This is a genomic window from Nocardia vermiculata NBRC 100427 (genome assembly GCF_001613265.1).
Classification (GTDB): Bacteria; Actinomycetota; Actinomycetes; order Mycobacteriales; family Mycobacteriaceae; genus Nocardia; species Nocardia vermiculata.
Map to the genome: position 1 here is coordinate 85,306 of NZ_BDCA01000022.1, position 25,611 is coordinate 110,916.

Consider the following 25,611-nt stretch of genomic DNA (forward strand, 5'->3'; position numbering starts at 1 on the left):
CCGATACGGCTGGCACGATAGGCGCGTGCATATCGCTTTCGGAATCGTGGTGCTGCTGGCCGTCGCGGTCGCCTTGGCCGCGCTCGCCCGCCGCGTCGGCGTGACCGAACCACTGCTGCTGACCGTCGCCGGCGTCATCGCCTCCTATCTTCCGTTCGTCCCGCAGATCGACATCGATCCCGAATGGGTGCTGCTGGGCTTGCTGCCCCCGCTGCTCTACACCGCGGCGATCGGCACCTCACTGCTGGAATTCAAACCGAAGAAGGTATCGATCACGCTGCTGTCGGTGGGCCTGGTACTGGCCACCGCCTTCGCGGTCGCACTGGTGGCATGGGCGCTGCTGCCGATTCCGTTCGCGGCCGCGGTCGCCCTCGGCGCGGTCGTGGCACCCCCGGACGCCGTCGCGGCCACCGCGGTGGCGCGCCGCGTCGGCATGCCGCGGCGCATCGTCGTCCTGCTCGAGGGCGAATCACTGTTCAACGACGCGACAGCACTGGTGGCGTTGCGCACCGCGGTCGCGGCGATGGCCGGCAGCTTCAGCGTCTGGCAGGCCGGCGCCGACTTCGTCTACGCCGCGGCCGGCGGCGCGGTCATCGGCGGTGTCGCCGCGGGCATCCTGATGGTGTTGCGACGCCGCATCACCGATCCGGTCCTCGACACCGGAGTCTCGCTGCTGGCACCGTTCGCTGCCTACCTGCCCGCCGAAGCCGCCCACGCCTCCGGCGTGATCTCGGTCGTGGTGTGCGGTCTGATCCTGGGCCAGGGCGCGCCGGTATGGCAGTCGGCCGCGTCCCGCATCGCCGAGCGAACCAACTGGCGCACTATCCAGTTCATGCTCGAGAACGCGGTATTCCTCCTGATCGGGCTGCAGGTACGCCATATCGTCGACGACGCCTGGAACAGCGACCTCGACAACACCACCATCGTGATCACCGCGGTGGCGGTGCTGGCGACCGTGATCGTGGTGCGCCCGATCTGGGTCTTCCCCGCCACCTACTTCTCCTGGTTCGTCGAAAGCCGCCCGCGCGGCAACCCGAAGCCGGCCTGGACCGGGCCCGCGATCGTGTCGTGGGCCGGGATGCGCGGAGTCGTAACACTCGCCGCGGTCCTGCTGCTCCCCGAGGACACCCCGGAACTGGCGACCCTGCGACTGCTGGCACTGGTCGTGGTCGGCGGCACCCTCCTGATGCAAGGGGTGTCGCTGCCGTCGCTGGTGCGGCTGCTGAAGTTGCGCGGACCCAGCCGCGCCGAGGACGCACTACAGTCCGCGGCCCTGTTGCAGCAGGCCACCGGGGCAGGGCTCGCGGCCCTGGACCGCGCGGTCACCGCCGATACCCCACCGGAGGTGGTGACCAGCCTGCGCGACCGGGCCGAGCGCCGCTCGCATGCGGCCTGGGAACAACTGGGCCGCGCCGAAGCCGACCGGGTCACTCCCAGTGGGGAATACCGGCGGCTACGGCTGGCGATGCTGGCTGCCGAACGCCGTGAAGTGCTGCGCGCCCGCAGCGCCGCCCACATCGACCACGAGGTCCTCGAGCGGGTGATGACCACCATCGATCTCGAGGAATCGACGATCGACCGGATCGGCGACACCGAGCAGGACGAGACCGACGCCACGCTGAGCGCCCCGGCCGCGGGCGGATGCGAACATCTGCTCGCCGCCCCGTACACCGCCGTGCCCGATCATCCCGACGAATGCTCGGAATGTGTCGCGGAGGGGTTGGCCTGGGTGCATCTGCGGATGTGCTTGAGCTGTGGTCATATCGCATGCTGCGACTCGTCGCCCGGCAAGCATGCCACCGGCCACGCGGAGTCCACCGGCCATCCGGTGGTGCGCAGCGTCGAACCGGGTGAGTCGTGGCGCTGGTGCTATCCCGACGCCCTGTTGGGCTGACGAACAGCGCCCACGTGCTCGAGACACCGGCCCTGCCGGGTCGGCGGATTCCGCTGTGCCGGGCCGATCGGCCGGAAGGGGCGATCCGCGCCTGCCGGTAGGCTCGGCCGGGTGCAGACAGGTCAGGATTCCGGCGGCAACGACACCCGCATCTGGGGCGGGACCACACTTACCGAACGCCGCGAGGCGCGCCGGACCGCATTGCTCGAGGCTGCACTGGACCTGATCGGGGAGGCCGGCGCGGGTGCGGTCACCATGCGTGCGGTGTGCCGCCGCGCCGGATTGACCGACCGCTACTTCTACGAGAGTTTCGCCGGCCGCGACGACCTGCTCGATGTGCTCTACCGTCTGGTCGCCGACGACTTCCGCGAACCGATGACCGCCTTCGCCGCCACCGCCGACCCCGCCGGTGACCGTGAGATCGCCGGTGCTCTGGTCGACAAGGTGCTCGCCGACCCCCGCAAGTCACGGTTGTTCCTGGTCGAACCCTATTCCAGCACCGGATTGGGGCAGACGACGATTTCGGTGATGCCGACGTTCACCCGCCTCATCCAGGATCACTTGTTCACCGATATCGACGACCCGATCCGGCGCCGGATGGCCGCGGTGACGATGGCGTCGGGTAATGCCGGCCTGTTCGCGGCCTGGCTCAACGGTTCCCTGCGCGCCGACCGCGACCAGGTGGTCGACCATCTGGTGCAGGTCATCGGGGCTTATCGCACCCTGTATCAGCTCTGAGTCGTGCATCGTCGCGGTCACCGAGCCTGGCCGCCATCCCGTCGAGCACGCAGATCAGCCCGAAGTCGAACGCCAGCGCACGCGCAACCTCGGGATCCGAGGGCAGCGTGTCGCGGTAGTCGGCACGCAGCTGTGGGTAGTCGGCGGCCAGATCCTCCATCGCGGTCAACAGCGACGTGTGGTCCACCTCGCCCCCGCCGATCGCCTTGCGGTAGCTCAGTTCCGGCAGGACCTGGCCCAGCACGTAGCTCATCAGCAGGCTGCTCGCCAGGTAGATGTCGGTACCGGTGAATCCGGCCTGTGCGCTGGTGCGGCGTAACCGGTCGGTCAGGGCGAACGCGTTGGGGCCCACGCTGGGCAGCTGCCCCAGCAGCATCGCCGCCCACGGATGTGCGCGCAGGGTGGCGCGCAGACTGTAGGCGAAGGTGGTGAAAACCGCACGCCAGTCCTGTCCCTCGGGCTCGGGTACCCGAACCATCCCCCACGCCTGGTCGAGTGCCAGTTCGAGCAGTTCGCGCTTGTTCGCCACGTACCAGTACAGGCTCGTGGCACCGGCATCGAGACGGGACCCGAGTTTGCGCATGCTGAGTGCGTCGAGGCCGTCGGCATCGAGGATGTCCACCGCGGCGGCGACGATCTGCTCGCGGGTCAGACCCGAGGTTCTCGGCGGGCGCGAAGCACGCGTCCACACCGTGCGGAACGGTTGTGTCACGTCAACACTGTAATTCCCTCGCACATCCCACCTCTTTCTCGTACGGTGTGCGAGTGGAATCGAACACTGTACGAGATCCGGTCGGTGCACCCGCCCGCGATCCGCGGCGCTGGTGGATCCTCGGCGCCCTGTGCCTGGCACTGCTGGTCCTGATGATCGACAGCACCGTCCTCAACCTCGCCATCCCGTCACTGATCCGTGAACTCGGCGCAAGCCCCTCCGACATCCAATGGATCCTCGACGCCTACGTCCTGGTCTTCGCCGGACTCCTACTCACCGCGGGAGCACTGTCGGACCGGTTCGGCCGCCGCCGCATGCTCGTCACCGGCCTGGCCGTCTTCGGTGCCGCCTCACTCCTGGCAGTCCTGGCCACCGAACCGTGGCAGGTCATCGCCGCCCGCGCCGCCATGGGCATCGGCGGCTCCCTCCTCATGCCCTCGACCCTGTCCATCCTCATGACCACCTTCGACGACGACGAACGCCGCAAAGCGATGGCCGGCTGGTCCACGGTCTCGATGGTCGGCATCGTGCTCGGCCCCACCCTGGGCGGCCTACTGCTACAGCACTTCTGGTGGGGCTCGGTGTTCCTGCTCAACATCCCGGTCGCCGTCGTCGCCATCGTCGCCGCACTGACCCTGATGCCCGAAAGCTACGGGCAGCAGCGCCCGATCGACCTCGCCGGTGTCGCACTGTCGATCGTCGCACTCACCGCCACCGTGTACGTGATCATCGAACGTGAATGGAACATCCCGGTCATCGCCCTCGCCGCACTCGCCGCGGCCGGCTTCGCCTACTGGGAGTACCGCTCACCACACCCGATGCTCCCGCCGGCGGTCTTCCGCAACCGCGACTTCACCGGCACCTGCCTGACCCTGCTGCTGATGGTGTTCGGCATGGGCGCACTCATGCTGATGCTCACCCAGTACCTGCAGTTCGTCCTCGGCTACGGCCCCATGAAAGCCGGACTCGCACTGCTGCCCTATGCCGTGGCCGCAGCGATCTGCAACGGCCTGGGCGCCACCCTCGGCAAGAAACTCAGCAACAAGACACTGATCGTCACCGGCCTGCTCATCATGGGACTCGCGTTCACCATCCTCGCCAACGCCGAGGACTACCCGTGGGTCCTGGCCGCGATGCTGGTCATGGGCGTCGGCGGCGGACTCGCCGGCCCGGCCGCCTACGCCGCGATCATGGGCGCGATCCCACTCGAGCATGCCGGGGTGGGATCGGCGATGAACGACACCATCCAGCAGGTCGGTATGGCGGTCAGCATCGCGGTGCTGGGCAGTGTCCTCGCCGGGGTATTCACCTCACACATGCCCGCCGACGCCCCCGACGCCGCCCGCGACAATATCGGCACCGCCTTCGCGCTCGGCTTCGACGAACCCGCGAAATCGGCGTTCACCTCGGCCATGTCCTACGGGGCGTGGGTCAGCGCAGGATTCAGCCTCGCCGCAGCACTGCTGGGTCTGGTCCTGCTACGTCGGCGCACCCACGCGCCGTCCCCGCCGCAACCCGAATCCGCTGCGGCGCAGTGAGCGGCCGCGCACCGGCGCCGGGCACCCCGTCCGGCGCCGGCAGCGGCACCCAGCGCGTAAAGCGATCCACCAGCTGCAGGGCACCCAGACCCGCACATCCGTTCACGACACTCTCCGCCAACGACAGATCGTCCTCACGCAACCCGTACATCGACAGCAGCAGCGCATGTCGGAGCGAATCGGCCAGCGCGCCCGTACCCGAATCCGGCAGTTCGGTATCGATGGCCACCACCGGACAGCCGGCATGGAGCACCACCGCAACCTGCAGCTCCTGCGCCAACCCGGCGGATTCCGGCCGCTGCCCCGCGGCAGCGGCCGCGATCAGTCTCTCCGGCAACGATTCCGCACCGCCCAGACTGCCCGGCTCGACCGCACGCCACCGCTCGACCGGGGGAAAGTGGGAACAGTCCGAACGCCCAGACCATCTACGACACGCCCGGTCCAGCAGCAGGCCGGTGGCGGCCCGGCATCGCGATTCATCCTCGACCACGGCCAACACCTGCAACAGCAGGCAACCGGTATGGTCGGCATCGTTCGGCGACTCCAGCAAACCATTGCGCACGGCCATGGTCACCCCTTTCGATCACCTTCCCAGCGAATGCATTCGAGCCGGTTACTCGAAAGTACAACCCGAATCGCCTACGCCTCACCGAAAGTGACCCAACCGTCACCTGAGCATTCGAGCGAACTTTCAGCGATCGCGCCGAGACAGTGGCCACGCCGGATCGCGGGGCCACAACGGCCACGTACCCGCACCGGAGTGGACTATTCGGGCACAGCGCGACCGAGTCACGATCGTGACCCCCCGCTCGAACTCAATGCATCATTACCGCAGCATCCGCATCGTCCTGAGGCAGCTCCGGTTTCGTCCGGGGCAGGAACGCCGCCGGAATCAACGCGACCACGATCAGCACCGCAGCCACCACATAGGTGTGCGCATAGGCGCCCGCCGCCTGGTCGAAGCCCGTCTGCAACTGCTCGGGCGGCATCTTCTCCGCGATGGACGGATCGAACTGCGAACCCACCGCCGCCTGCGCCAACGGCTTGTTCACCAGGAAATTGGTCAGCAACACCGACATCGTCGCGGTACCGATGGAGCCCGCCGCCTGGTTGACGATGTTCATCAGCGTCGACCCGCGCGCCACCTGAGCGTGGGTCAACGTCTGAATCGCGGCGGTCATGGTCGGCATCATGGTGCAGCCCATCCCCATACCCATCACGAACAGCGCCACACACATCCACACCAGGGACGTGTCGGCCGACAGCTGAGTGAAGAACCCCATACTCAGCGCGATCACCGCGAGACCGGACATGATCACCTTGCCGGGGCCGATCTTGTCGACCAGTTTGCCGCCGATCGGCATCGTCAGCATCGCACCCAACCCCTGCGGCGCGATCAACAGACCGGTGACCAGAGTCGACTTACCGTGCACCTGCTGCAGATAACTGGGCAGCAGCAGACCGGAACCGAAGAACGCGATCGCGAAGATCACCGCGGTCAGCACCGCGAACGTCAACTGCCGATTGCGGAACAGATGCAGATCGATCAGCGGATGGCGAGTACGCAGCGCGTGCACGACGAAACCCGCCATCAACACCAACCCGATCACCGCGGGCACCAGCACCCGCGCCGACGCCACAGTGTGCTCCTCCGGAATCGAGGACACACCGAACAGGAACAACGCCAAACCCGGCGAGGCCAGCAGCATCCCGAGGAAATCGAACGACTCCGACGGCTCGGGTTTGTCCGCGGGCAACACCACGATCGCCAGAATCAACGCGATCACACCCACCGGCAGATTGATCAGGAAGATCCAATGCCAGCTGAAACTGCCGATCAGCCAGCCACCCAGAATCGGCCCCGCGATCGGTCCCAGCAACATCGGCACACCCAGCACCGCCATCACTCGGCCGATCCGCTGCGGACCCGCCGCATGAGTCATGATCGTCATGCTCAGCGGCATCAACATGCCGCCACCCAGCCCCTGCACCACACGGAACGCGATGAGCGACTCGATATTCCACGCCGTCGAACACAACACCGAGCCGAGCACGAAGAACACCAGCGCCAGCAGGTACAAGCGCTTGGTACCGAACCGATCCGCCGCCCAGCCGGTCAGCGGAATGACACTGGCCAGCGCGAGCGTGTAGCCGGTCATCGTCCAGGCCGCGACCGCGTAACTGGTCCCGAATTCGTGCTGGAACGTCGGCAACGCCACCGTCACCACGGTCACGTCCAAGATCGACATGATCGCGCCCAGCACCACCACACCGGCTACCTTGAACACTGCGGCATCGAGCCGGTCGGAGGAGGAGCTCGCTGCCGACGCCGAAACATCCGGAGGAGGAGTCACCGCTTAAGCGTGCCAGCTCCCCCGCCGAATAACCAGCCCCTTTTTCCCACCATAGAGGGCGCTCAAACCTACGAATCACCATCGATCGATCCACCCCGGCAAGGAGTTCCCAACGATGAACGACCCGGTCGTGGGCACAACCGGTAAGCTCACCACGCCGATCCGTGGCACCCACATGCTCGGGGAGGTCCTGGTCGCGATCCGAGGGGGCACGGAGCTCTATATCGCGCGATCCGCCGAACCCCTGGACGCCGGCACCACCGTACTCGTGGTGAACGTCGCCCCCGGCCGGATCGCCGATGTGGTCCCGTGGATACCGCTCGACCCCGGACCGGGTGGGGAATAACCGAAAATAGCAAGGGAGACAACAGTGCTGGGCTACCACGTGCCCGATCCCGACGAAGCCATGCTGATCAGCGGCGGCCGCGTCAAGGACAATGCCCCGTTCCGCGTCATCACCGGCCACGGCGCCTGGGTGATGCCCTTCTTCCGCAAGGTCAGCTACCTGTCGCTGGCCATGTTCGAAGCCGAAATCCAGGAACGCTGCGTCACCAAACAGGCCATCCAACTCGACGTACGCGCCGTCATCGCCTTCAAGGTCGCCAACGACACCGTATCCGTCGTCAACGCCGCCCAACGCTTCCTGTCCGAACAGGAACGAGAAATGTCGGTCCTCACCGGACGCATCTTCTCCGGCCACCTCCGTTCCATCGTCGGCTCGATGACCGTCGAAGAAATCATCCGCGAACGACAGAAACTCGCCGACGAAGTGCTGGTGGCCTCCAAGGTCGAGATGGGCAACATCGGCCTGTGGGTCGACTCGTTCCAGATCCAATCCATCGACGACGGCGGACTCGGCTATATCACCGCACTCGCCGCACCCCACAACGCCGCCGTCCAGCGCGACGCCCAGATCGCCCAGGCCGAAGCCTCCCAGCGCGCCGCCGAAGCCGAACAGGAATCCTTGCGCCGGCAAGCCGAATACCAGCGCCAAACCTCCATCCTGCAAGCCGAATACCAGCACGACATCGACAAGGCCAACGCCGAAGCCGCACAAGCCGGCCCACTCGCCGAAGCCATCGCCCTGCAGGAAGTCCTGTCCGCACAAGCCGAACGCGCCCGCAAAGAAGCCGAACTGCGCGAACAACAACTCCAGGCCGAAGTCGTCAAACCCGCCGAAGCCGAAGCCGAACGCGTCCGAATTCTCGCTCAGGCCGAAGCCGACCGCACCCGCATCCAAGCCGACGCCGCCGCCTCCAACAACCGCATCGCACTCGACCAGCTACTGATCGAACAACTCCCCGAAATCGTCAAACAAGCCTCCCAAGGCCTGGCGAACGCCAACCTCACCGTCCTCAACGGACCCGACGGCGTCGGCGAACTCGTCAACGGAATGGTCGGCCAGGGACTCACGGTCTTCAATTCACTCCAGAAAGCCCTCACACCCGACAACGGCACCAGCACCAGCAACGGCAAGCACGCCGGTGACCGAAACGAAGAACCGAAAAAGCGGATTTCCTCCGACAACCACTCCGGCACACCGATAGAGTGACCGAGTACTAACGGCTATGAGGAGCAGGTGCAGGTGTCGATCGGGAAATTGGTGTCTTTCGACAGTTCTCGGGGGTTCGGATTCATCCGGCCCGAAGATGGAGGTGCCGATGTATTCGTTCACGTGAACGACATCGGACTGGACGAAGACGAACTGCGCCAGGGCAGAATATTCGAATTCGACGTCACCGAAGGTGACCGCGGGCCGAAAGCGATCAACCTGACCGCCACCGGCCCCGCCCCCGAACCGAAACGCCACCGCAACAGCCGGCACAGTGGACCGCTCAACGCCGCCGAGCACAAACGGCTCATCACCGAACTACTGCTCGACGCCAGCCCCGCACTGACCGCCGGAGAAATCGTCACCATCCGCGAACGTCTCACCGAATTCGCCGACCAACACGGCTGGCTGGACAACTGAACCGACCTCCCACCGGCCTACCATCATGACAGCGGCGCGGGCGATGAATTCCACGCGCCCGCGCCGTCTGCATGGGTGAGACCGACCCCAGGAGGATCGCGTGGACCTGCCCGTCGCACCACCGGTGAAACCGATGCTCGCCAAAGCCGCATCCGCACTCCCGCACGACCCCGGCCTGTACTACGAACCGAAGTGGGATGGTTTCCGGTGCATCGTCTTCCGCGACGGCACCGAAATAGAACTCGGCTCACGCAACGACCGCCCCCTGACCCGATACTTTCCCGAAGTCGCCCGCAACCTCGACGCCGCACTCCCACCCCGATGCGTCCTCGACGGCGAAATAGTCGTCGTCACCCAGCACGGCCTCGACTTCGACGTCCTGCAGAACCGACTCCACCCCGCCGCCTCCCGCGTCGAAAAACTCAGCGCCGAGACACCCGCCGCATACGTCGCCTTCGACCTGCTCGCACTCGACGACGACGACCTCACCGGGCGTCCCTTCCACGAACGCCGCCACCTCCTCGAATCCATCCTCGGCACGCCACATCACGGCCTGCACCTCACCCCCATCACCACCGACCCCGACCTCGCCCAGGACTGGTTCACCCGATTCGAAGGCGCCGGCTTCGACGGCGTCATGGTCAAATCCCGCGACCTGCCCTACCAGCAGGACAAACGCGTCATGATCAAGGTCAAACACCAACGCACCGCCGACTGCGTCGTCGCCGGATTCCGCTGGCACAAAGACGGCCTCGGCGTCGGCTCACTACTACTCGGGCTCTACGACGACAACGGCCGACTCCACCACGTCGGCGTCGCCAGCAGCTTCACCGCAGCCCGTCGCGCCCAACTCGTCGACGAACTCCAGCCCCTGCGCGACAACGCACTCGACCACCACCCCTGGCGCGACTGGGCCGACGCCACCGCCCAGGCCGGAGCACAAGCCGGCACCCACGCCAAGATGCCCGGCGGCCTCAGCCGCTGGTCCGGCGGCAAAGACCTCTCCTGGGTGCCCCTGCGCATCGAACTCGTCGCCGAAGTCCGCTACGAACATCTGCAGGCCGGCCGATTCCGCCACGGCGGACGCCTCGTCCGCTTCCGCGACGACCGCACCCCACAGACGTGCACCTACGCGCAACTCGAAGAAGTCGCCCCCGCCGAACTCGACGACATCTTCACGACCGCGAAAGCGCAGGCCCCGCAATGACCGACGCCATCGAGATCGACACCGACGGGGTCACCGTCCGCATCACCCACCCCGACAAGCTGTACTTCGACACCCGCAGCGAAACCAAACTCGACCTCGTCGACTACTACCGAGCCGTCGCCACACCCCTGCTACGCACCATCGGAAACCGGCCCGTCCTGCTCGAACGCTATCCCGACGGTGCCGGCGGAAAATCTTGGTTCCAGAAACGCGTCCCCAAAACCGCACCCGACTGGCTACGCACCGTCCAGGTCTCCACCCCCAACGGCACCACCAGCGACGCCCTCGTCGCCGCCGACCTCGCCCACATACTCTGGGCCGTCAACCTCGGCTGCCTCGGCTTCCACGTGTGGCCCAACCACCTCCCCACCGGCACCCCACGCACCACCGAAACCGGCATCGGCGACCTCGACATCAGCGACGAACTACGCATCGACCTCGACCCCTCCCCCGGCATCGGCTTCGACGAACTCCGCCACACCGCCACACTCACCCGCGACCTGCTCACCGAACTCGGCATCGACGCCCGCGTCAAAACCTCCGGCTCCCGCGGCCTGCACATCTACGCACTACTGGAACCCGTCTGGGACGGCTACCAGGTACGCGCCGCCGCCGTCGCCCTCGCCCGCGAACTCGAACGCCGCCACCCCGACCTCATCACCGCACAATGGTGGAAAGAACAACGCGGACAACGCGTCTTCATCGACTACAACCAGAACGCCCCACACAAAACAGTATTCGGCGCCTGGTGCGTCCGTCCCAAGGCAAGCGCCCAGGTCTCCACCCCCATCTCCTGGGACGAACTACCCACCGTCGACCCCGCCGACCTCACCATCGCCACCGTCCCACACCGCATCGCCGAAACCGGCGACCCCTGGGCCGACCGCACCCCGCAATCCATCACGCCCCTACTCGAAATGTCGCGCACCGATTTCGAATCCGGACTACTCGACGCCCCCTGGCCACCGCAATATCCGAAAATGCCCAACGAACCACCACGCGTCCAGCCCAGCCGCGCCCGCACGAGCTGACGCGGCCGAGCCCGGATCAGCGGCCCTGCTCGATCCGCGGGAAGGTCGTCTCGATCAACGCCATCAGCACATCCGACAACAGATGATGCACCTGCTCACGACTCAAACTCCCGCGCGTAATCCACTCGCGACCAGCAGTTTTCACCAAACCACTGTACGAACGCACCAACGCACGCAATTCGTCGTCACGAGCCGAACCACTCGCCCCCACCATCTCGAGCAGCCGATCCGCCGCCGCATCATCGGCCTTGTCCAGGATGCGCTGCACCTCCGGATCGTCACCGATCCCCTCGTGCCCGGTCACCTTCACCCAGGTACTGCCCAACCCACTGATGGTGTCCAACAGCCACGACACGCTCGCCTCCACCCGGTCACGGGTATCACCGGTCGGCACCACCATGTGATCGGGGCGCGGCAACGTCACCATCCGGCGCACCACAGCCAGATACAGATCCCGCTTGTTACCGAAATAGTGATTGATCAGCCCACGCGCCACCCCTGCCCGGGCAGCCAGCTCGGCCGTCGACACCGCCGCATACGGACGCTCACCGAACATGTCGATAGCGCACGCCAGAATCTGGGCACGCCGTTCATCCGGCTCCAAACGGCGCCGCCGAGCCGAATCCGCCTCGGCCGGTACCGATGTGGTCGTGGTTTCAGAGTGAGCGGGCAATGAGATCCTTCATCACCTCGTTGGAACCGGCGAGGATCCGCAACACGCGCGCGCCGGTATACAGCTGAGAAATCGGGTACTCCGTCATATATCCATAGCCACCGAACAATTGCAGACAGCGGTCCACCACGATACCCAACTGATCGGTCAGCCAGTACTTCGCCATCGCCGCCGTCGGAATGTCCAGCTCGCCACCGACATGCTTCACGATCGCATCGTCGAGGAAGGTCCGGCTCACCCGCGCGATCGTCGCGCACTCCGCCAGCTCGAACTTCGTGTTCTGCATCGCGAACAGCGGCTTACCGAAAGCCTCACGGCCCTTGGCGTAATCGACGGTCAGCTCGACCGCACTCTCCATCATCGACACCGCCATCACCGCGGTCACCAGCCGCTCCTGCGCCAGCAACTGCATCATCTGATAGAAGCCCTGCCCCTCGGCCTCCCCCAGCAGATTGGCCGCCGGCACCCGCAGCTCGTCGAAGAACAGCTCGGCAGTGTCCTGCGCCTTGCCGCCGATCTTGTTCAGGATCCGGCCGCGGCGGAACCCGGGCGTATCGTCACCGACCTCCGCGAAGATCAACGACACACCCGCGGCCCCCTTGGTCGGGTCCGTCTTCGCCGCGATCACGATTCCGTCGCACAACCAGCCGTTGGAGATGAAGATCTTCGACCCGGTGATCACATACTCGTCCCCCTCACGCACCGCCCGGGTCTTGATGTTCTGCAGATCCGAACCCGTCCCCGGCTCGGTCATACCGATCGACAGCACCATGTCCCCGCTCGCCGCCTTCGGCAGCACCCGGCGTTTGAGCTCCTCGGACCCGAAATGGTGAATATAGGGCGCGATGATCGACGAATGCACCGACATGCCCAGCGAAGCGTCACCCGCGTGTGACTGCGCCTCGATCACCGCCGCCTCATGGGCGAAAGTGCCGCCGCCACCGCCGTACTCCACCGGAATCGCCGCACACAGCAGCCCCAGCTCCCCCGCCCGGTTGTACAGCTGCCGGTCGGGATGGCCCTGCGCGACGAACTTCTCCTCGTGCGGCAGCACTTCCTTCTCGAAGAACGTCTTCGCCAGATCCCGGACGGCTTCGACCTCATCGTCGCTCCACGCGGCGCGCGCCATCAGCACTTCCTTCTTCTCGTGCCCACGGGACCACCCCGGTCCCGAGCACAGCTTGTCGAACTATTGGCATGCTGTCAACAACCCGCCGGGTGTCGCCCCACCACGCCCCCGGACCTCCCAACAGCCGCGATGCGACAATGAACGACGCACACTCCCGCAGACGAAGGATCATCCGGCAGCACGATGGCTGAGCACACCGCGACGAACGCGCCCACCCCACCCCTGCCCGGCACCCCCATCGAAGCCGAGGACCTGGCCACCTGCCTGCGAGTGCTCGACCAGGCCGCCCTGCTACGCGACGACCACCCCGACGCCATCGCCGTCCAGCGCGCCGTCGGCCACATGTTCAAACGACTCAAGAAACGCCGTCGCACCGAGGCCCGCGATGCCGTCGCCGCCGCCGACCGGGCAGTCGTCGCCGCGACCGCCACCGGCTCCCCGCAACGCATCGACGACGAGACCGCCGGCCTCGCCCTCACCAGCAACACCACCGGCGACGCCGCCGGAACCCTGCTGCGCGCCCGCCCGTGCTACATCTGCAAACAGCGCTACACCCGCGTCGATGCGTTCTACCACCAACTCTGCCCCGACTGCGCGACCCGCAGCCACACCAAACGAGACGCCCGCACCGACCTCACCGGGCGCCGCGCGCTCCTCACCGGCGGGCGCGCCAAGATCGGCATGTACATCGCGCTGCGTCTGCTGCGCGACGGCGCGCACACCACCGTCACCACGCGCTTCCCCAACGACGCCATCCGCCGCTTCACCGCACAACCCGACAGCGCCGACTGGTTGCACCGACTCCGCATCGTCGGTATCGACCTGCGTGATCCCGCACAGGTGGTAGCGCTGGCCGACGACGTCGCGGCCCAGGGCCCACTCGACATCATCATCAACAATGCAGCACAGACGGTGCGCCGCTCCCCCGGCTCCTACGCCGCCCTCATCGAGGCGGAATCGGCACCCCTGCCCGCCGGCGAACTTCCCGACACCGTCACCTTCGGACACACCACACAGGCACACCCGAACGCACTCACCGCCTCACTCGACTCCGCCCCCGTCACCACCGCACTCGCGGCCGCCGACGTCACCGACCTCGCCCTCGTCGCCGGATCGGCTACCCCCGAACGCATTTCACAGGGCGTAGCCATCGACGCCGGCGGACTGGTGCCCGACCTCGCGCACACCAACAGCTGGGTGCAGACGGTCGCCGAGGTGGATGCCACCGAACTCCTCGAGGTGCAGCTGTGCAACTCGACCGCGCCCTTCCTGCTCATCTCCCGGCTGCGCCCCGCCCTCGCCGCGTCCCGTGCCCGCCGCAAGTACATCGTCAATGTCTCCGCGATGGAGGGTGTGTTCAGCCGCGCCTACAAGGGGCCCGGTCACCCGCACACCAATATGGCCAAGGCAGCGCTGAACATGCTCACCCGCACCAGCGCCCGGGAGATGTTCGAGGCCGACCGCATTCTGATGACCGCCGTGGACACCGGCTGGATCACCGACGAACGCCCGCACTACACCAAGATCCGCCTTGCCGAGGAGGGCTTCCACGCTCCCCTCGATCTGGTCGACGGTGCCGCCCGCGTCTACGACCCCATCGTCCAGGGTGAAGCAGGAGTCGACCTGTTCGGCTGTTTCCTCAAGGACTACGAGCAGTCCGGCTGGTAACAGCGGCCCCTTGGGTTCCCTGTGCTGTTTTTTGGTTGGTAAGGCTTTGTTGGTATCGGGTGTTGACGTCGATGATGGGATTACATGTTTAGATGCGCATATTTCCATACTCACATTATTAACCTGCGCAATTGCCGCCTCTCGCATGTCCGCTTCGCTGAGCCCTGTTGCCCTGCATGGATAGTCGGCGACAGTTGAGCCGGCGGCCTACCCTCCCCGGCTTGCCCCCTCCGGTCCGATCCAGTCCCCCACTTCCCTGTCGCGCCTCCCGCTTTTCGCGTGGGACCCACCTCCCCCAATGCTCGACACGGCTGCAGCGACATTCGTACATACGCATATCAATATAATGACGTTACTGAATCGCGCCACCGGCCCCGAAGCACATGGGAGGTGTCAGCCTGTGCGAAAGCCGACAAATCGCCGGCCTCCGCCTTAATCTGGAAGATGTGATGTACCGGGTGCTGGCAGAAGCCACCGCGGGCGTGCACTTCCTGTTCATCGCCTATCTGGTGGTCGGTGGATTCGTCGCGTGGCGATGGCGTTGGTCGATCTGGACCCATATCGCCGCAGTGGCATGGGGTTTCAGCACTGTGCTGGTCGGTATCGACTGCCCACTGACACACCTGGAGACCTGGGCACGGATACAGGGCGGCGAAGCCGGACTCCCCTCGGGCGGATTCATCGACAACTACATCACCGGCGTGCTGTATCCGAGCAGCGCCCTGGATTTGGTGCGAGTGCTGGTCGCGGTGCTGGTCACGATCTCGTGGGTGGGGTTCGCCCTGCTACACCTGCGGCGCCGCGCCGATCACCACACTGCCGCAGGGTAGGACCGCACCAGGTTCCCGCCGATCTCACCCCCGGCCGAGGACGCGAACGGCCCGGACGACATCATCGCCCAGCACGGGGGCACCGGCGGGCGCGATCAGTGATTGCAGACCGGTTCCGGAGAACAACAGGAACAACACCTTGGCGACCGCTTCTGCATCGCCGGCCGGCAGGTCGGGATAGGTCTCCCGCAACACGCGGGTGACCTCGGCATATGCCCCGTCCGCCGCCTCTGCCATATAGGCCTGTGCCTCCGGCGACCGCGCGACCCGGACACCGTTCTCCACACTCAAGAGCAACTCGTCCTGGTTCTTCTGGATGACGTCGAGCAGACCGTCCCACGTCGCTGCCAGCGATTGCGCCAGGGACCTCCCCTCCCCCGCATCCCGGATCGCGTCCTCCATTCCGTCGCCGATCTTGCTGCCGACGGTCTCGGCGATCGCTTCGGAGATCAGGCGATCCTTGGTGCCGAAGTGGTAGCCGATGGCCGCCAGACTCACCCCGGCCGCGCTCGCGATATCACGGGCGGTCACCTTGGCCATGCCTCGTTCCAGAACGGCTTTGCGCGCCCCCGTCAGTAGGTCTTCACGATTTCCCATAGCTCCAATCTACAACGTCTCACACACCTGTACTAGACAAACGTATGAGTCTGTGGCACATTTGTCTCAGACGTTCGATCCAGCACAGAGAGACTTCACGATGAGCATCGCTTCCACACCTCTTCAGGTACTCGTATCCGGCGGCGGAATCGCCGGCAACGCCGTTGCGCTGCAACTGCTCCGGGCCGGTATCGGGGTCACCGTAGTCGAACGTGCCGAGGCTCCCCGCCCGGGAGGACAAGCGGTCGATCTCCGCGGTCCCAGTCGCGAAGCCGCCGAGCGGATGGGCCTCATGCCCGCCATCACCGCTCGTCGACTCGACGAACGTGGCATCGACTACATCGATGCACACGGCAAGTCGTATACGTCGGTCTCGATGGAGGATTTCGGCGGCAAGGGCATCGTCGCCGACATCGAGATCACCCGCGGCGACCTCAACCAGGTGCTGCTCGACGCGATCGCCGCGGCCGACGGTGAGGTGGACTACCGCTATGGCGACAGGATCGAATCCCTGACCCCCGACAACTCCGACGACTCCGGAATCGAGGTCACCTTCGCCTCCGGGCGCACCGGCCGATTCGACCTCGTCATCGGCGCCGACGGCGTCCATTCGGCCACCCGGCGGCTCGCCTTCGGTCCCGAGGAGCAGTTCAGCACCTTCCTCGGCGGATACGCCTCGTTCTTCACCATGCCCACTCCGGCGGGAATCGAGCCCGGCTGGTTCGCCATGCAGTTGATCCCGAATGCGGCGGTGGGACTGCGTCCGGACCTCGATCCGACCACGTCCAAGGCCATCCTGACACTGCTCGGGCACCCCGAGCCGGCGCTGCGGCGGGACGTCACCGCCCAGCGTCAGCTGATCCGTGATCTGCTCGGTACCGACCCGAGCTGGCACGCAGCGGCGATCCTGGAAGCCATGGACACCGCCCAGGATTTCTACTTCGACGAGCTCGCACGCATCGACATGCCTACTCTGTCGGCCGGGCGCGTGACGCTACTGGGCGATGCCGGCTACTGCGGCTCTCCGATGACCGGTATGGGCACTGCTATGGCGATCGTCGGCGCCTACATCCTGGCCGGTGAGCTCGCGGCCGACCCCACCGATGTGCCCGCGGCACTGCGCCGATACGAGGACAAGGTCACCCCGTTCCTCGACAAGGCCAAGGAAATGCCGGGCGGCGGAATCAAGATGATGCTGTCCCCCAGCGCATTCGGTACCGCCTTGCGCAGAACCGCGAACCGGATCATGTTGTCGAAGGCACTGCGTCCGGTAGCGGCGAAGATGTTCTTCGGCCAGACCGACGACTACGAGCTCCCGGCCTACCCGGCTGCCACTGCCGACAACGCCGAACCGGCTCGATGAATCCGAGAGCCGAGCGGATCTCCTGACGGGCGGACTTCGGATACGGAGTCCACCCCGATCCACCGGCTCGGAAGACGGTCAGAGCTCCGCCGTCGTTCCCGGCACCAGCCCCTCGGCCAAGCGGAACTTGCCCGCCAGGTCCGTCAGCATCCGCACCGACGGACTCGACAATCCTGCGGCGGTCCGCAGCAACTGCCGCAGGGCCGGATCTTCGACGGTCGACACCAGGGCACCGTCACCGGCGACCGGATCCTCGCTCCCGCCGTCACTGAATCGGGTCAGCTCCACCGCGAGCACGCGCGCGACGGTCTCCACCAGCTCCACCGACGGGTTCTCCCGGTTTCCGGAGCGCAACTGCGACAGATAGGTAGCCGATACGGGGTGACCGGCCTGCGTCACCCGGAAGGCCAGCGCCCGGTTCGTCAGCCGCGTCTCGTGCGCCTGCTCCCACCGTGCGATGACGTCGTTCAGACGGTCCGCGAATTTCACCGGCACCACCCCCTGGCCGCGACGGAAATCCGCACCTCGGCCCCACAACACGAGCACATGACATCTCGAAACTACTCCGCCGGTGTCCGATTCGCGCGTCGACAGGCCGTGCGGACGGCACCGACAGCGAGGATCCGGGCCCGCACCATCGCTCCGGGGCGGGCGGGGCGGCAGCGGCACCGGTCGATAGGCTCGCCTCGTGCCCCGGACGATCATGCTGGACGTCGACACCGGAATCGACGATGCGCTCGCACTGCTGTATCTGCTGGCGGACCCGGACGTCGAGATCGCGGCCATCGCCTCGACGGCCGGCAATGTGCCCGTGGCACAGGTCGCGGCGAACAATCTCGCACTGCTCGACCTGGGCCGGGCACCCGATATCGAGGTCGGGCTCGGTGCCGCCGGGCCCCTGGCGATCGACCTGCGCACCACCGAGGACACCCACGGTCCACAGGGCATCGGATACGCCGAGTTGCCACCCTCGGCGCGCACACTGTCGTCCCGCTCCGCAGCGCAACTGTGGGTGGACACCGCACGGTCGCGTCCCGGCGAGGTATTTGGCCTGTGCACCGGGCCACTGACCAACCTCGCGCTCGCCCTCGAGTTGGAGCCCCGGCTGCCACAGCTGCTGCGCCGGCTGGTGATCATGGGTGGTGCCTTCGGCCATCCGGGGAATACGACACCGGTCGCCGAGTGGAATGTGCACGTGGACCCGGAGGCGGCGAAAATCGTCTTCGACGCATTCTCCGCGGCGCCGCCGGACCGGCGGCCGATCGTCTGCGGTCTCGATGTCACCGAAACCATCGAGATGGTGCCCGAGCATCTGGCTCGCATCGCCGAGCGGGCCGGTGACTCGGTGGCCGTCCCCTCCCCTGCCGACCCACCCGCGCTGCGATCCACCGCGGTCAATCCCGTGGTGCGCTTCCTCGTCGACGCGGTCCGGTTCTATTTCGAATTCCATCAGCAGTGTGGCCAGGGCTATCTTGCCCATATGCACGATCCGTTCGCGGCTGCGGTCGCGCTGGAACCCGAGCGCGCGGTACTCCGCCCGGCCACCGTCGACGTCGAACTGGCCGGCACTCTCACTCGCGCGATGACCGTAGCCGACCGCTCCGGAATGTGGGGACGCGACGCGAACGCCGACATTGCCACCGGAACCGACCCGGATGCCTTCTTCGAGCATCTGATCGCGCGGCTCGGCGATTTCGCCGCCGCACTGTATCCGGCTGTTACACAGGGAGTCCGATGACTGTCGACAACGACGACCGGGCGGCGGTCGCGCGGTTCCGCCATGCGTTGGAACTCCCCGCGATCGTCGACGTACACACCCACTTCATGCCCGATCGCGTGCTGCGCAAGGTATGGGATTATTTCGATTCCGCCGGCCCGCTGATCGGGCGGCCGTGGCCGATCACCTACCGCGACGACGAGAAGCAGCGCCTGGATACGCTGCGCGAGTTCGGGGTGCGCGCGTTCACCTCATTGGTGTACCCGCACAAACCCGATATGGCGGCGTGGCTCAACGAGTGGGCCGCCGACTTCGCCGCGCGCACCCCGGACTGCCTGCATACCGCCACCTTCTACCCCGAACATCATGCAGCGAGCTACGTGCACGCGGCACTCGAGTCCGGGGCACGAATCTTCAAATCCCACGTCCAGGTGGGTGACTACCATCCCGGCGATCCGCTACTGACCGAGGTCTGGGGCCTGCTCGCCGACGCCGGCGTTCCGGTGCTGATCCACTGCGGGTCGGGCCCGGCACCGGGCACGTTCACCGGACCGGAACCGATCGCCGAACTGATGGCGAGGTTCCCTCGACTGCGACTGATCGTCGCCCACATGGGCGTTCCGGAATACTCGGCGTTCCTCGACATCGCCGAGCAGCACGACACGGTGTACCTCGATACGACGATGTCGTTCACCGACTTCGTGGAGGAGCGCGATCCGTTCCCGCGCTCCGAGTATCCGCGTCTGGCCGATCTGGGCGACCGGATCCTGTTCGGCAGCGACTTCCCGAACATCCCGTATTCCTACGCGCATGCCCTGCAGGCACTCGAGCGTCTCGACCTCGGTACGGATTGGCTGCGGGCGGTGTGCCACGACAACGCGGCACACCTGTTCGCCCTCGAGCCGGAGTGAACGTCTCAGCTCTCGTCGAAGGCCCGCAGCAGTTCCTCGGCGGCCAGTGCCGGCGTGAGCGACCCGTCGCGGATCCGGTCTTCGATCTGCCCGCGGATACCTTTCACCCGGGGACTGTCGGCCAGGCGGCGTAGCAGCTGTTCGTGCACCATCGTCCAGGTCCAGTCGACCTGCTGACGGCGGCGCTTCTCCGCGAACTCCCCTGCCTCGGTCAGCACGCGCCGGTGCTCCAGCACGGTGTCCCAGAAGGTGTCCAAGCCGGTGCCATTGAGGCCACTCATGGTGAGAACCGGTGGGCGCCACAGCGAATCGCGGGGATGGATCAGCCGCATGGCGCCCTGTAGTTCGCGCGCGGCCGTGCGCGCCTCGATCTCGTGGCGGCCGTCGGCCTTGTTCACCGCCACCAGATCGGCCAGCTCCAGCACACCCTTCTTGATGCCCTGCAGTTGATCTCCGGTCCGCGCCAAGGTCAGAAAGCAGAACGCGTCGACCATGTTGGCGACCGTCACCTCGGACTGGCCGACCCCGACGGTCTCCACCAGGATCACGTCGTAACCGGCGGCTTCGAGCAGCACTATCGTCTCGCGGGTCGCCTTGGCGACACCGCCCAGCGTTCCGGCCGTCGGTGACGGCCGGATGTAGGCCTCACGCTCCACCGACAACCGCGCCATCCGGGTTTTGTCGCCCAGAATCGAGCCACCGGTGCGAGTCGAGGACGGGTCGACGGCCAGTACCGCGACCCGATGGCCCTGACCGATCAGGTACATCCCGAGAGTGTCGATGAAGGTCGACTTGCCGACCCCGGGGACACCGGTGATACCGACCCGGTTGGATTCGGCGGCGCCGACCTCGGGGGTCAGTTCCAGCAGCAGGCGCTGGGCGGCCTCACGATGGTCGGCTCGGGTCGACTCGACCAGGGTGATCGCCCGGGCCAGCGCGGCGCGCTGATTGTCGCGCACCGCTGCCGCCAGCTCCGCCACATCGATACTGCGACGTGCGACGCCGCCACCGGTCGAGCCGGGCCCCGCCACACGCAATGCGGGCGGCAGACCGCGCTCGGTCGACAGTGCCTGGGTTCCGGGCAGCTCCACCCCGGCGGACGGATCGCCCGCCGGGGTGTGATGGGAGGTGCTCATTCCGCCTCTGCTTGTCCGCCGATCTCATGGCCGAGCGAGGCGGCCAGCTTCTGCAGCAGGCCGATCGCGGCGTCGGCGATCACAGTGCCGGGCGGGAAGATCGCCGCGGCACCGGCGGCGTACAGATCGTCGAAGTCACCGGGCGGAATGACACCGCCGACGATGACCATGATGTCGGGGCGGCCGACATCGGCCAGTGCCTGCCGCAGCGCCGGCACCAGGGTGAGATGGCCCGCTGCCAGCGAGGAGACACCGACGATGTGCACGTCGTTGTCGGCTGCCTGCTGGGCCACCTCTTCGGGAGTCTGGAAAAGCGGACCCACATCGACGTCCATCCCCAGGTCGGCGAATGCGGTGGCGATCACCTTCTGGCCGCGGTCGTGACCGTCCTGGCCCATCTTGGCGACCAGGATGCGGGGGCGGCGGCCCTCCGCCTCGGCGAATTCCTCGACCAGCGCGATAGCACTGCTGATGTTGGTCACCTTGCCGGCCTCCTCGCGGTAGACACCCGACAGGGTGCGGATCTCGGCCTGGTGACGGCCGTACACCTTTTCCAATGCGTCGGAGATCTCACCGACGGTGGCCTTCGCGCGAGCCGCATCGATGGCGAGAGCGAGCAGGTTGTTGTCCATGCCGCCCTCGGACGAGGCGGCAGCCCGAGTGAGCTCCGCCAGCGCCCGTTCGACCTCGGCGCTGTCGCGTTCGGCACGCAGCCGGCGCAGCTTCTCGTTCTGCTCGGCCCGCACTCGCGAGTTCTCGACCTTGAGGACCTCGATCTCCTGGTCCTCGGTCACCTGGTACTTGTTGACGCCGATCACCGGCTGAGCACCGGTATCGATGCGCGCCTGGGTGCGGGCGGCGGCCTCCTCGATGCGCAGCTTGGGGATGCCTTCCGAAATCGCCTGCGCCATACCGCCGTGCGCCTCGACCTCGGCGATATGGGCCCGCGCGCGTTCGGCCAGCTGATGGGTCAGCCATTCGACGTAGTACGAACCGCCCCACGGGTCGATCGGGCGCGTGGTGCCCGACTCCTGCTGCAGCAGCAGCTGGGTGTTGCGGGCGATGCGGGCCGAGAAATCGGTCGGCAGCGCCAGCGCCTCGTCGAGGGCGTTGGTGTGCAGGGACTGGGTGTGCCCCTGAGTCGCCGCCATCGCCTCCACACAGGTGCGGGCGACGTTGTTGAACACGTCCTGCGCGGTCAGCGACCACCCCGAGGTCTGCGAGTGGGTACGCAACGACAACGACTTCTGGTTCTTGGGCTCGAACTTCGCAACCAGTTCGTTCCACAGCAGGCGGCCGGCGCGCAGCTTGGCGACCTCCATGAAGAAGTTCATGCCGATGGCCCAGAAGAACGACAGCCGCGGCGCGAACTGGTCGATCTCCATGCCCGCGTCGAGACCGGCCCGGATGTACTCCACGCCGTCGGCCAGCGTGTAGGCCAGCTCCAGGTCGGCCGTCGCACCGGCTTCCTGGATGTGATAGCCGGAGATGGAGATGGAGTTGAATTTCGGCATCTTCGCACTGGTGTAGGCGAAGATGTCGGAGATGATCCGCATCGACGGTTTCGGCGGATAGATGTAGGTGTTGCGGACCATGAACTCCTTCAGAATGTCGTTCTGAATGGTTCCGGCCAGCTGTTCGGGTTTGACGCCCTGCTCCTCGGCGGCGACGACGTAGAGCGCGAGGATCGGCAGCACCGCGCCGTTCATGGTCATCGAGACCGAAACCTGGTCCAGCGGAATCTGATCGAACAGTTCCCGCATGTCCAGGATCGAGTCGATGGCCACGCCGGCCATACCGACGTCACCGGTCACGCGCGGATGATCGGAGTCGTAGCCGCGGTGCGTGGCCAGGTCGAAGGCGACCGACAGGCCCTTCTGGCCGGCCTGCAGGTTCCGGCGGTAGAAGGCGTTGGAATCGGCGGCGGTCGAGAAACCCGCGTACTGGCGGATCGTCCACGGCTGGTTCACATACATCGTCGGGTACGGGCCACGCAGGAACGGCGCCACGCCGGGCACGCTGTCGAGGGGATAGCCCTGCGCGACAACGGCGTCGCGATCAGCCCGGGTGTACACGGGCGCGACATCGATCCCTTCCGGGGTCGGCCATACCAGTTGTTCGGGGGCGTAGCCGTTCGCCTCGGCCGACGCGGCGGTGAAGGCCTCCACGTCGGGGCTCCCGGCCTGTCCGGCCGCGGCGTCACCGAGGGGAACCTCGGCGAAACTACCGATCACATGTTTCACATCTCGGGTGGTCATTACGCTCCCAGCTTCTCGAGCAGGCCGGACAGGGTCGTCACCGCATCCATGCGGGCGGTGAGGAATCCGTCGGGTCGTTGCGTGCCGCTCACCTCGGCGACAGCCTTTTCCGGTCCGGCCAGCAGTACCGTGGCGACGCCCGCGCTGCGCAGCTGCTCCACCGCAGCCGCGGCCTCGGCACCGTAGCGCGCGTCCGTGCCACACAGGACGGCCAGCGTGGCCTCGGATTCCGTGGCGGCGTCGCCGATTCCGGCGATCTCCAGCGGTCCCGGGTTGACGGTTTCGATGCCACCCGAGGCGAGGACGTTGGCAGTGAAGGTCACCCGCACGTTGTGCTCGGCCACCGGGCCCAGCGGAACCAGCAGTGCCCGCGGACGCTTGCCGTGCACCGCAAGGTAGGCGTCGGATCGGTTACGCAGCGCCTCGAAGGCCGCGCCGTAACGCACCGTCGAGGGCGCCCGTGCCGCCTCCGACAGCGGTTCCTCCGCGAGATTCGGGAATTCGTTCACGCCGGTGACAGCTGTGCGGCGATGCGCGATATCGGCGGTGCGACGCGCCTTGGTGTCGGCGATACGTTCGGCGAGCAGGCCGGAATCGAGGGCCGCGCGGTATCCACCGGCCCGCTCGATCTCCTGCATGAACGCCCACGCCGCGCCCGCGACGTCGTCGGTCAGGCTCTCGACGTGCCAGGACCCGGCACCCGGATCCTGCACATGCCCCAGATGGGACTCCTCGAGCAGCAGCAACTGGGTATTGCGGGCCATGCGTTCCGAGAAGGCCGGAGACACGTCGAGCTCCCCGGTCGGCAGCGCCGCGTCGAACGGCAGCACCGTCACCAGGTCGGCACCGCCCACGCCGGCACCGAATGCCGCCAGGGTGGTGCGCAGCATGTTCACCCACGGGTCGCGCTGGCTCAGCATCGCCTCCGAGGTCACCGCATGCTGTGGCGCATTACCGAATTCCGGGACCCCCAGCTCGTGGGCCACCCGGGCCCACAGCCGCCGCGCGGCCCGGAACTTGGCGACGGTCTCGAACTGATCGTCGGTGGCGGCGAAGCGGAAGCTCATCTGCTCGAGCGCGTCGGCGACATCGAGTCCGGCCGCGGTCAGTTCGCGCAGATAGTCCAGGCCGGCAGCAACCGCGGCGCCGATCTCCTGGGCGTCGGAGGCGCCGGCATCATGGAATGCGACACCGCCGACCGTGATCGCACGGACCGTTTCGTTCCTCGCCGCAGCGGCGCGGGCCAGTTCGACCGTGTCGTCCAGTCCGATGTCGGGTCGGCCGGCGAACAGACTGGTCAGGGGCGCAGCACCGAGGAAGACCTGGATATCGGAGCGGTCGGCGGCTTGGTAACCGTCGAGCACCGCGAACACCTGCGTGGCAGCGGCCGCGGCCTCGGTGCCGGCCTGCAGGGTCACCGGGGCCAGGTCGAACAGCAGTCCGCGCAGCGCGGTCGGCACCTCGGCGACCGGTACCTCGGCACCGCCCACGTTCAGCCACACCGCGCTGACACCGTTCTCCAGGCCGGCGAGAATCTCTTCGTTGACCCGAGCCGGATCCGCGCCACCGAAGCGGGCGCTGACATACCAGCCGCGCTGCACGTCGCGGGTCGCGTCGTTACCCCGCACGAACGGGAAACTCCCGGGCAGCGCGGGCTCGGGGAGCTCGTCGCGGCGGGTGTACAGCGGCGAAACGGTCACGCCGTCGTAGTTGGTGACCTCGAGCAGCCGCTCCGGCTCGTCACCGAGCTCGGAGGCCTCCACCTTGCGAGATTTGGCCAGCACTTCGGCCACGCCCTTACGCCATGCGGCGTACCCGGGCACGGTGTCCGCGCCCGGATCTGAACCAATCGGCATCGCTGCTGTTCCTCTTCCACTCGACCG

23 protein-coding genes are annotated in these 25,611 nt (G+C 66.7%); 13 read left to right on the forward strand and 10 right to left on the reverse strand.

Features of this window, described 5'->3' with window-relative positions; genetic code table 11:
* The first annotated feature begins 25 nt into the window (after positions 1-25).
* Together NV2_RS22175 and NV2_RS22180 are read left to right on the forward strand one after the other, a co-directional pair.
* Positions 26-1,894, forward strand: coding sequence for a Na+/H+ antiporter (locus NV2_RS22175; protein ID WP_067877730.1), 1,869 nt, complete (start codon positions 26-28; stop codon positions 1,892-1,894).
* A 111-nt stretch (positions 1,895-2,005) separates the two neighbouring features.
* The gene (locus NV2_RS22180) at positions 2,006-2,632 is read left to right on the forward strand and encodes a TetR/AcrR family transcriptional regulator (RefSeq protein ID WP_067877733.1); all 627 of its coding nucleotides are present in this window, start codon (positions 2,006-2,008) and stop codon (positions 2,630-2,632) included.
* On the opposite strand, the gene NV2_RS22185 is transcribed toward NV2_RS22180, so the two are convergent.
* Positions 2,598-3,344, reverse strand: a complete 747-nt coding sequence (locus NV2_RS22185) for a TetR/AcrR family transcriptional regulator (RefSeq protein WP_067877879.1) — start codon at positions 3,342-3,344, stop codon at positions 2,598-2,600. The two genes, NV2_RS22180 and NV2_RS22185, sit on opposite strands and share 35 nt — an antisense overlap.
* A gap of 53 nt (positions 3,345-3,397) precedes the next feature.
* Here NV2_RS22185 and NV2_RS22190 point away from each other — a divergent pair, with 53 nt between their 5' ends.
* A complete protein-coding gene (locus NV2_RS22190) occupies positions 3,398-4,882 on the forward strand; it encodes an MFS transporter (protein ID WP_067877735.1) in 1,485 nt (494 codons plus the stop codon).
* On the opposite strand, the gene NV2_RS22195 is transcribed toward NV2_RS22190, so the two are convergent.
* Both NV2_RS22195 and NV2_RS22200 read right to left on the reverse strand, forming a co-directional pair.
* A complete protein-coding gene (locus NV2_RS22195) occupies positions 4,788-5,450 on the reverse strand; it encodes a hypothetical protein (protein ID WP_067877739.1) in 663 nt (220 codons plus the stop codon). The two genes, NV2_RS22190 and NV2_RS22195, sit on opposite strands and share 95 nt — an antisense overlap.
* A gap of 247 nt (positions 5,451-5,697) precedes the next feature.
* Positions 5,698-7,236, reverse strand: coding sequence for a DHA2 family efflux MFS transporter permease subunit (locus tag NV2_RS22200; RefSeq protein ID WP_067877741.1), 1,539 nt, complete (start codon positions 7,234-7,236; stop codon positions 5,698-5,700).
* A 115-nt stretch (positions 7,237-7,351) separates the two neighbouring features.
* Between NV2_RS22200 and NV2_RS22205 the strand changes: the two genes are divergently transcribed.
* The 5 genes from NV2_RS22205 to NV2_RS22225 all read left to right on the forward strand — a co-directional run bounded on the left by NV2_RS22205 (position 7,352) and on the right by NV2_RS22225 (position 11,446).
* Positions 7,352-7,582, forward strand: a complete 231-nt coding sequence (locus NV2_RS22205; protein WP_067877744.1) for an NfeD C-terminal domain-containing protein — start codon at positions 7,352-7,354, stop codon at positions 7,580-7,582.
* Positions 7,583-7,606: 24 nt separating this feature from the next.
* Positions 7,607-8,788 (forward strand): flotillin family protein, encoded by a 1,182-nt coding sequence (locus NV2_RS22210; protein ID WP_084475262.1) that lies wholly within the window; start codon positions 7,607-7,609, stop codon positions 8,786-8,788.
* Positions 8,789-8,839: 51 nt separating this feature from the next.
* A complete protein-coding gene (locus NV2_RS22215; protein WP_373863608.1) occupies positions 8,840-9,208 on the forward strand; it encodes a cold-shock protein in 369 nt (122 codons plus the stop codon).
* A gap of 100 nt (positions 9,209-9,308) precedes the next feature.
* Positions 9,309-10,415, forward strand: a complete 1,107-nt coding sequence (locus tag NV2_RS22220) for an ATP-dependent DNA ligase (RefSeq protein WP_084475264.1) — start codon at positions 9,309-9,311, stop codon at positions 10,413-10,415.
* A complete protein-coding gene (locus NV2_RS22225) occupies positions 10,412-11,446 on the forward strand; it encodes a DNA polymerase domain-containing protein (RefSeq protein ID WP_067877748.1) in 1,035 nt (344 codons plus the stop codon). The genes NV2_RS22220 and NV2_RS22225 overlap by 4 nt, the downstream gene beginning before the upstream one ends.
* A gap of 16 nt (positions 11,447-11,462) precedes the next feature.
* Here NV2_RS22225 and NV2_RS22230 read toward each other — a convergent pair whose 3' ends face one another.
* Together NV2_RS22230 and NV2_RS22235 are read right to left on the reverse strand one after the other, a co-directional pair.
* A complete protein-coding gene (locus NV2_RS22230; RefSeq protein WP_067877751.1) occupies positions 11,463-12,119 on the reverse strand; it encodes a TetR/AcrR family transcriptional regulator in 657 nt (218 codons plus the stop codon).
* Entirely contained in the window at positions 12,103-13,248 is a 1,146-nt protein-coding gene (locus NV2_RS22235; protein ID WP_067877885.1) for an acyl-CoA dehydrogenase family protein, read from the reverse strand. Before NV2_RS22235 ends, NV2_RS22230 begins: the two co-directional genes overlap by 17 nt.
* Before the next feature lie 183 nt (positions 13,249-13,431).
* On the opposite strand from NV2_RS22235, the gene NV2_RS22240 reads away from it, so the two are divergent.
* Complete coding sequence (locus NV2_RS22240) at positions 13,432-14,916, forward strand: SDR family NAD(P)-dependent oxidoreductase (protein ID WP_067877754.1); 1,485 nt, start codon at positions 13,432-13,434, stop codon at positions 14,914-14,916.
* A 449-nt stretch (positions 14,917-15,365) separates the two neighbouring features.
* On the forward strand, positions 15,366-15,746 hold the full coding sequence (locus NV2_RS22245) for a DUF2784 domain-containing protein (RefSeq protein WP_174550622.1): 381 nt from the start codon (positions 15,366-15,368) through the stop codon (positions 15,744-15,746).
* A gap of 24 nt (positions 15,747-15,770) precedes the next feature.
* On the opposite strand, the gene NV2_RS22250 is transcribed toward NV2_RS22245, so the two are convergent.
* Positions 15,771-16,343, reverse strand: a complete 573-nt coding sequence (locus tag NV2_RS22250) for a TetR/AcrR family transcriptional regulator (RefSeq protein WP_067877757.1) — start codon at positions 16,341-16,343, stop codon at positions 15,771-15,773.
* A gap of 100 nt (positions 16,344-16,443) precedes the next feature.
* On the opposite strand from NV2_RS22250, the gene NV2_RS22255 reads away from it, so the two are divergent.
* Positions 16,444-17,706 carry an FAD-dependent monooxygenase gene (locus NV2_RS22255; RefSeq protein ID WP_067877760.1) on the forward strand — a complete coding sequence of 421 codons (1,263 nt, stop codon included), beginning with the start codon at positions 16,444-16,446 and terminating at the stop codon, positions 17,704-17,706.
* 78 nt (positions 17,707-17,784) lie between these two features.
* Here the strand turns inward: NV2_RS22255 and NV2_RS22260 are convergent, their stop codons facing one another.
* Positions 17,785-18,246, reverse strand: a complete 462-nt coding sequence (locus NV2_RS22260) for a hypothetical protein (RefSeq protein WP_157103022.1) — start codon at positions 18,244-18,246, stop codon at positions 17,785-17,787.
* A 163-nt stretch (positions 18,247-18,409) separates the two neighbouring features.
* Between NV2_RS22260 and NV2_RS22265 the strand changes: the two genes are divergently transcribed.
* Complete coding sequence (locus NV2_RS22265; RefSeq protein ID WP_067877890.1) at positions 18,410-19,444, forward strand: nucleoside hydrolase; 1,035 nt, start codon at positions 18,410-18,412, stop codon at positions 19,442-19,444.
* Positions 19,441-20,334 (forward strand): amidohydrolase family protein, encoded by an 894-nt coding sequence (locus NV2_RS22270; protein ID WP_067877766.1) that lies wholly within the window; start codon positions 19,441-19,443, stop codon positions 20,332-20,334. Before NV2_RS22265 ends, NV2_RS22270 begins: the two co-directional genes overlap by 4 nt.
* Before the next feature lie 5 nt (positions 20,335-20,339).
* Here the strand turns inward: NV2_RS22270 and meaB are convergent, their stop codons facing one another.
* Genes meaB through NV2_RS22285 form a run of 3 tightly spaced genes read right to left on the reverse strand, consistent with a single transcriptional unit; the run spans position 20,340 to position 25,584 of the window.
* Positions 20,340-21,470, reverse strand: a complete 1,131-nt coding sequence (gene meaB, locus NV2_RS22275) for a methylmalonyl Co-A mutase-associated GTPase MeaB (RefSeq protein ID WP_084475266.1) — start codon at positions 21,468-21,470, stop codon at positions 20,340-20,342.
* Positions 21,467-23,728: a methylmalonyl-CoA mutase gene (gene scpA, locus NV2_RS22280; RefSeq protein WP_067877768.1), complete on the reverse strand. Its 2,262-nt coding sequence runs from the start codon at positions 23,726-23,728 to the stop codon at positions 21,467-21,469. Before scpA ends, meaB begins: the two co-directional genes overlap by 4 nt.
* Positions 23,728-25,584: a methylmalonyl-CoA mutase family protein gene (locus tag NV2_RS22285; protein ID WP_084475268.1), complete on the reverse strand. Its 1,857-nt coding sequence runs from the start codon at positions 25,582-25,584 to the stop codon at positions 23,728-23,730. The genes scpA and NV2_RS22285 overlap by 1 nt, the downstream gene beginning before the upstream one ends.
* Between the last annotated feature and the right edge of the window lie 27 nt (positions 25,585-25,611).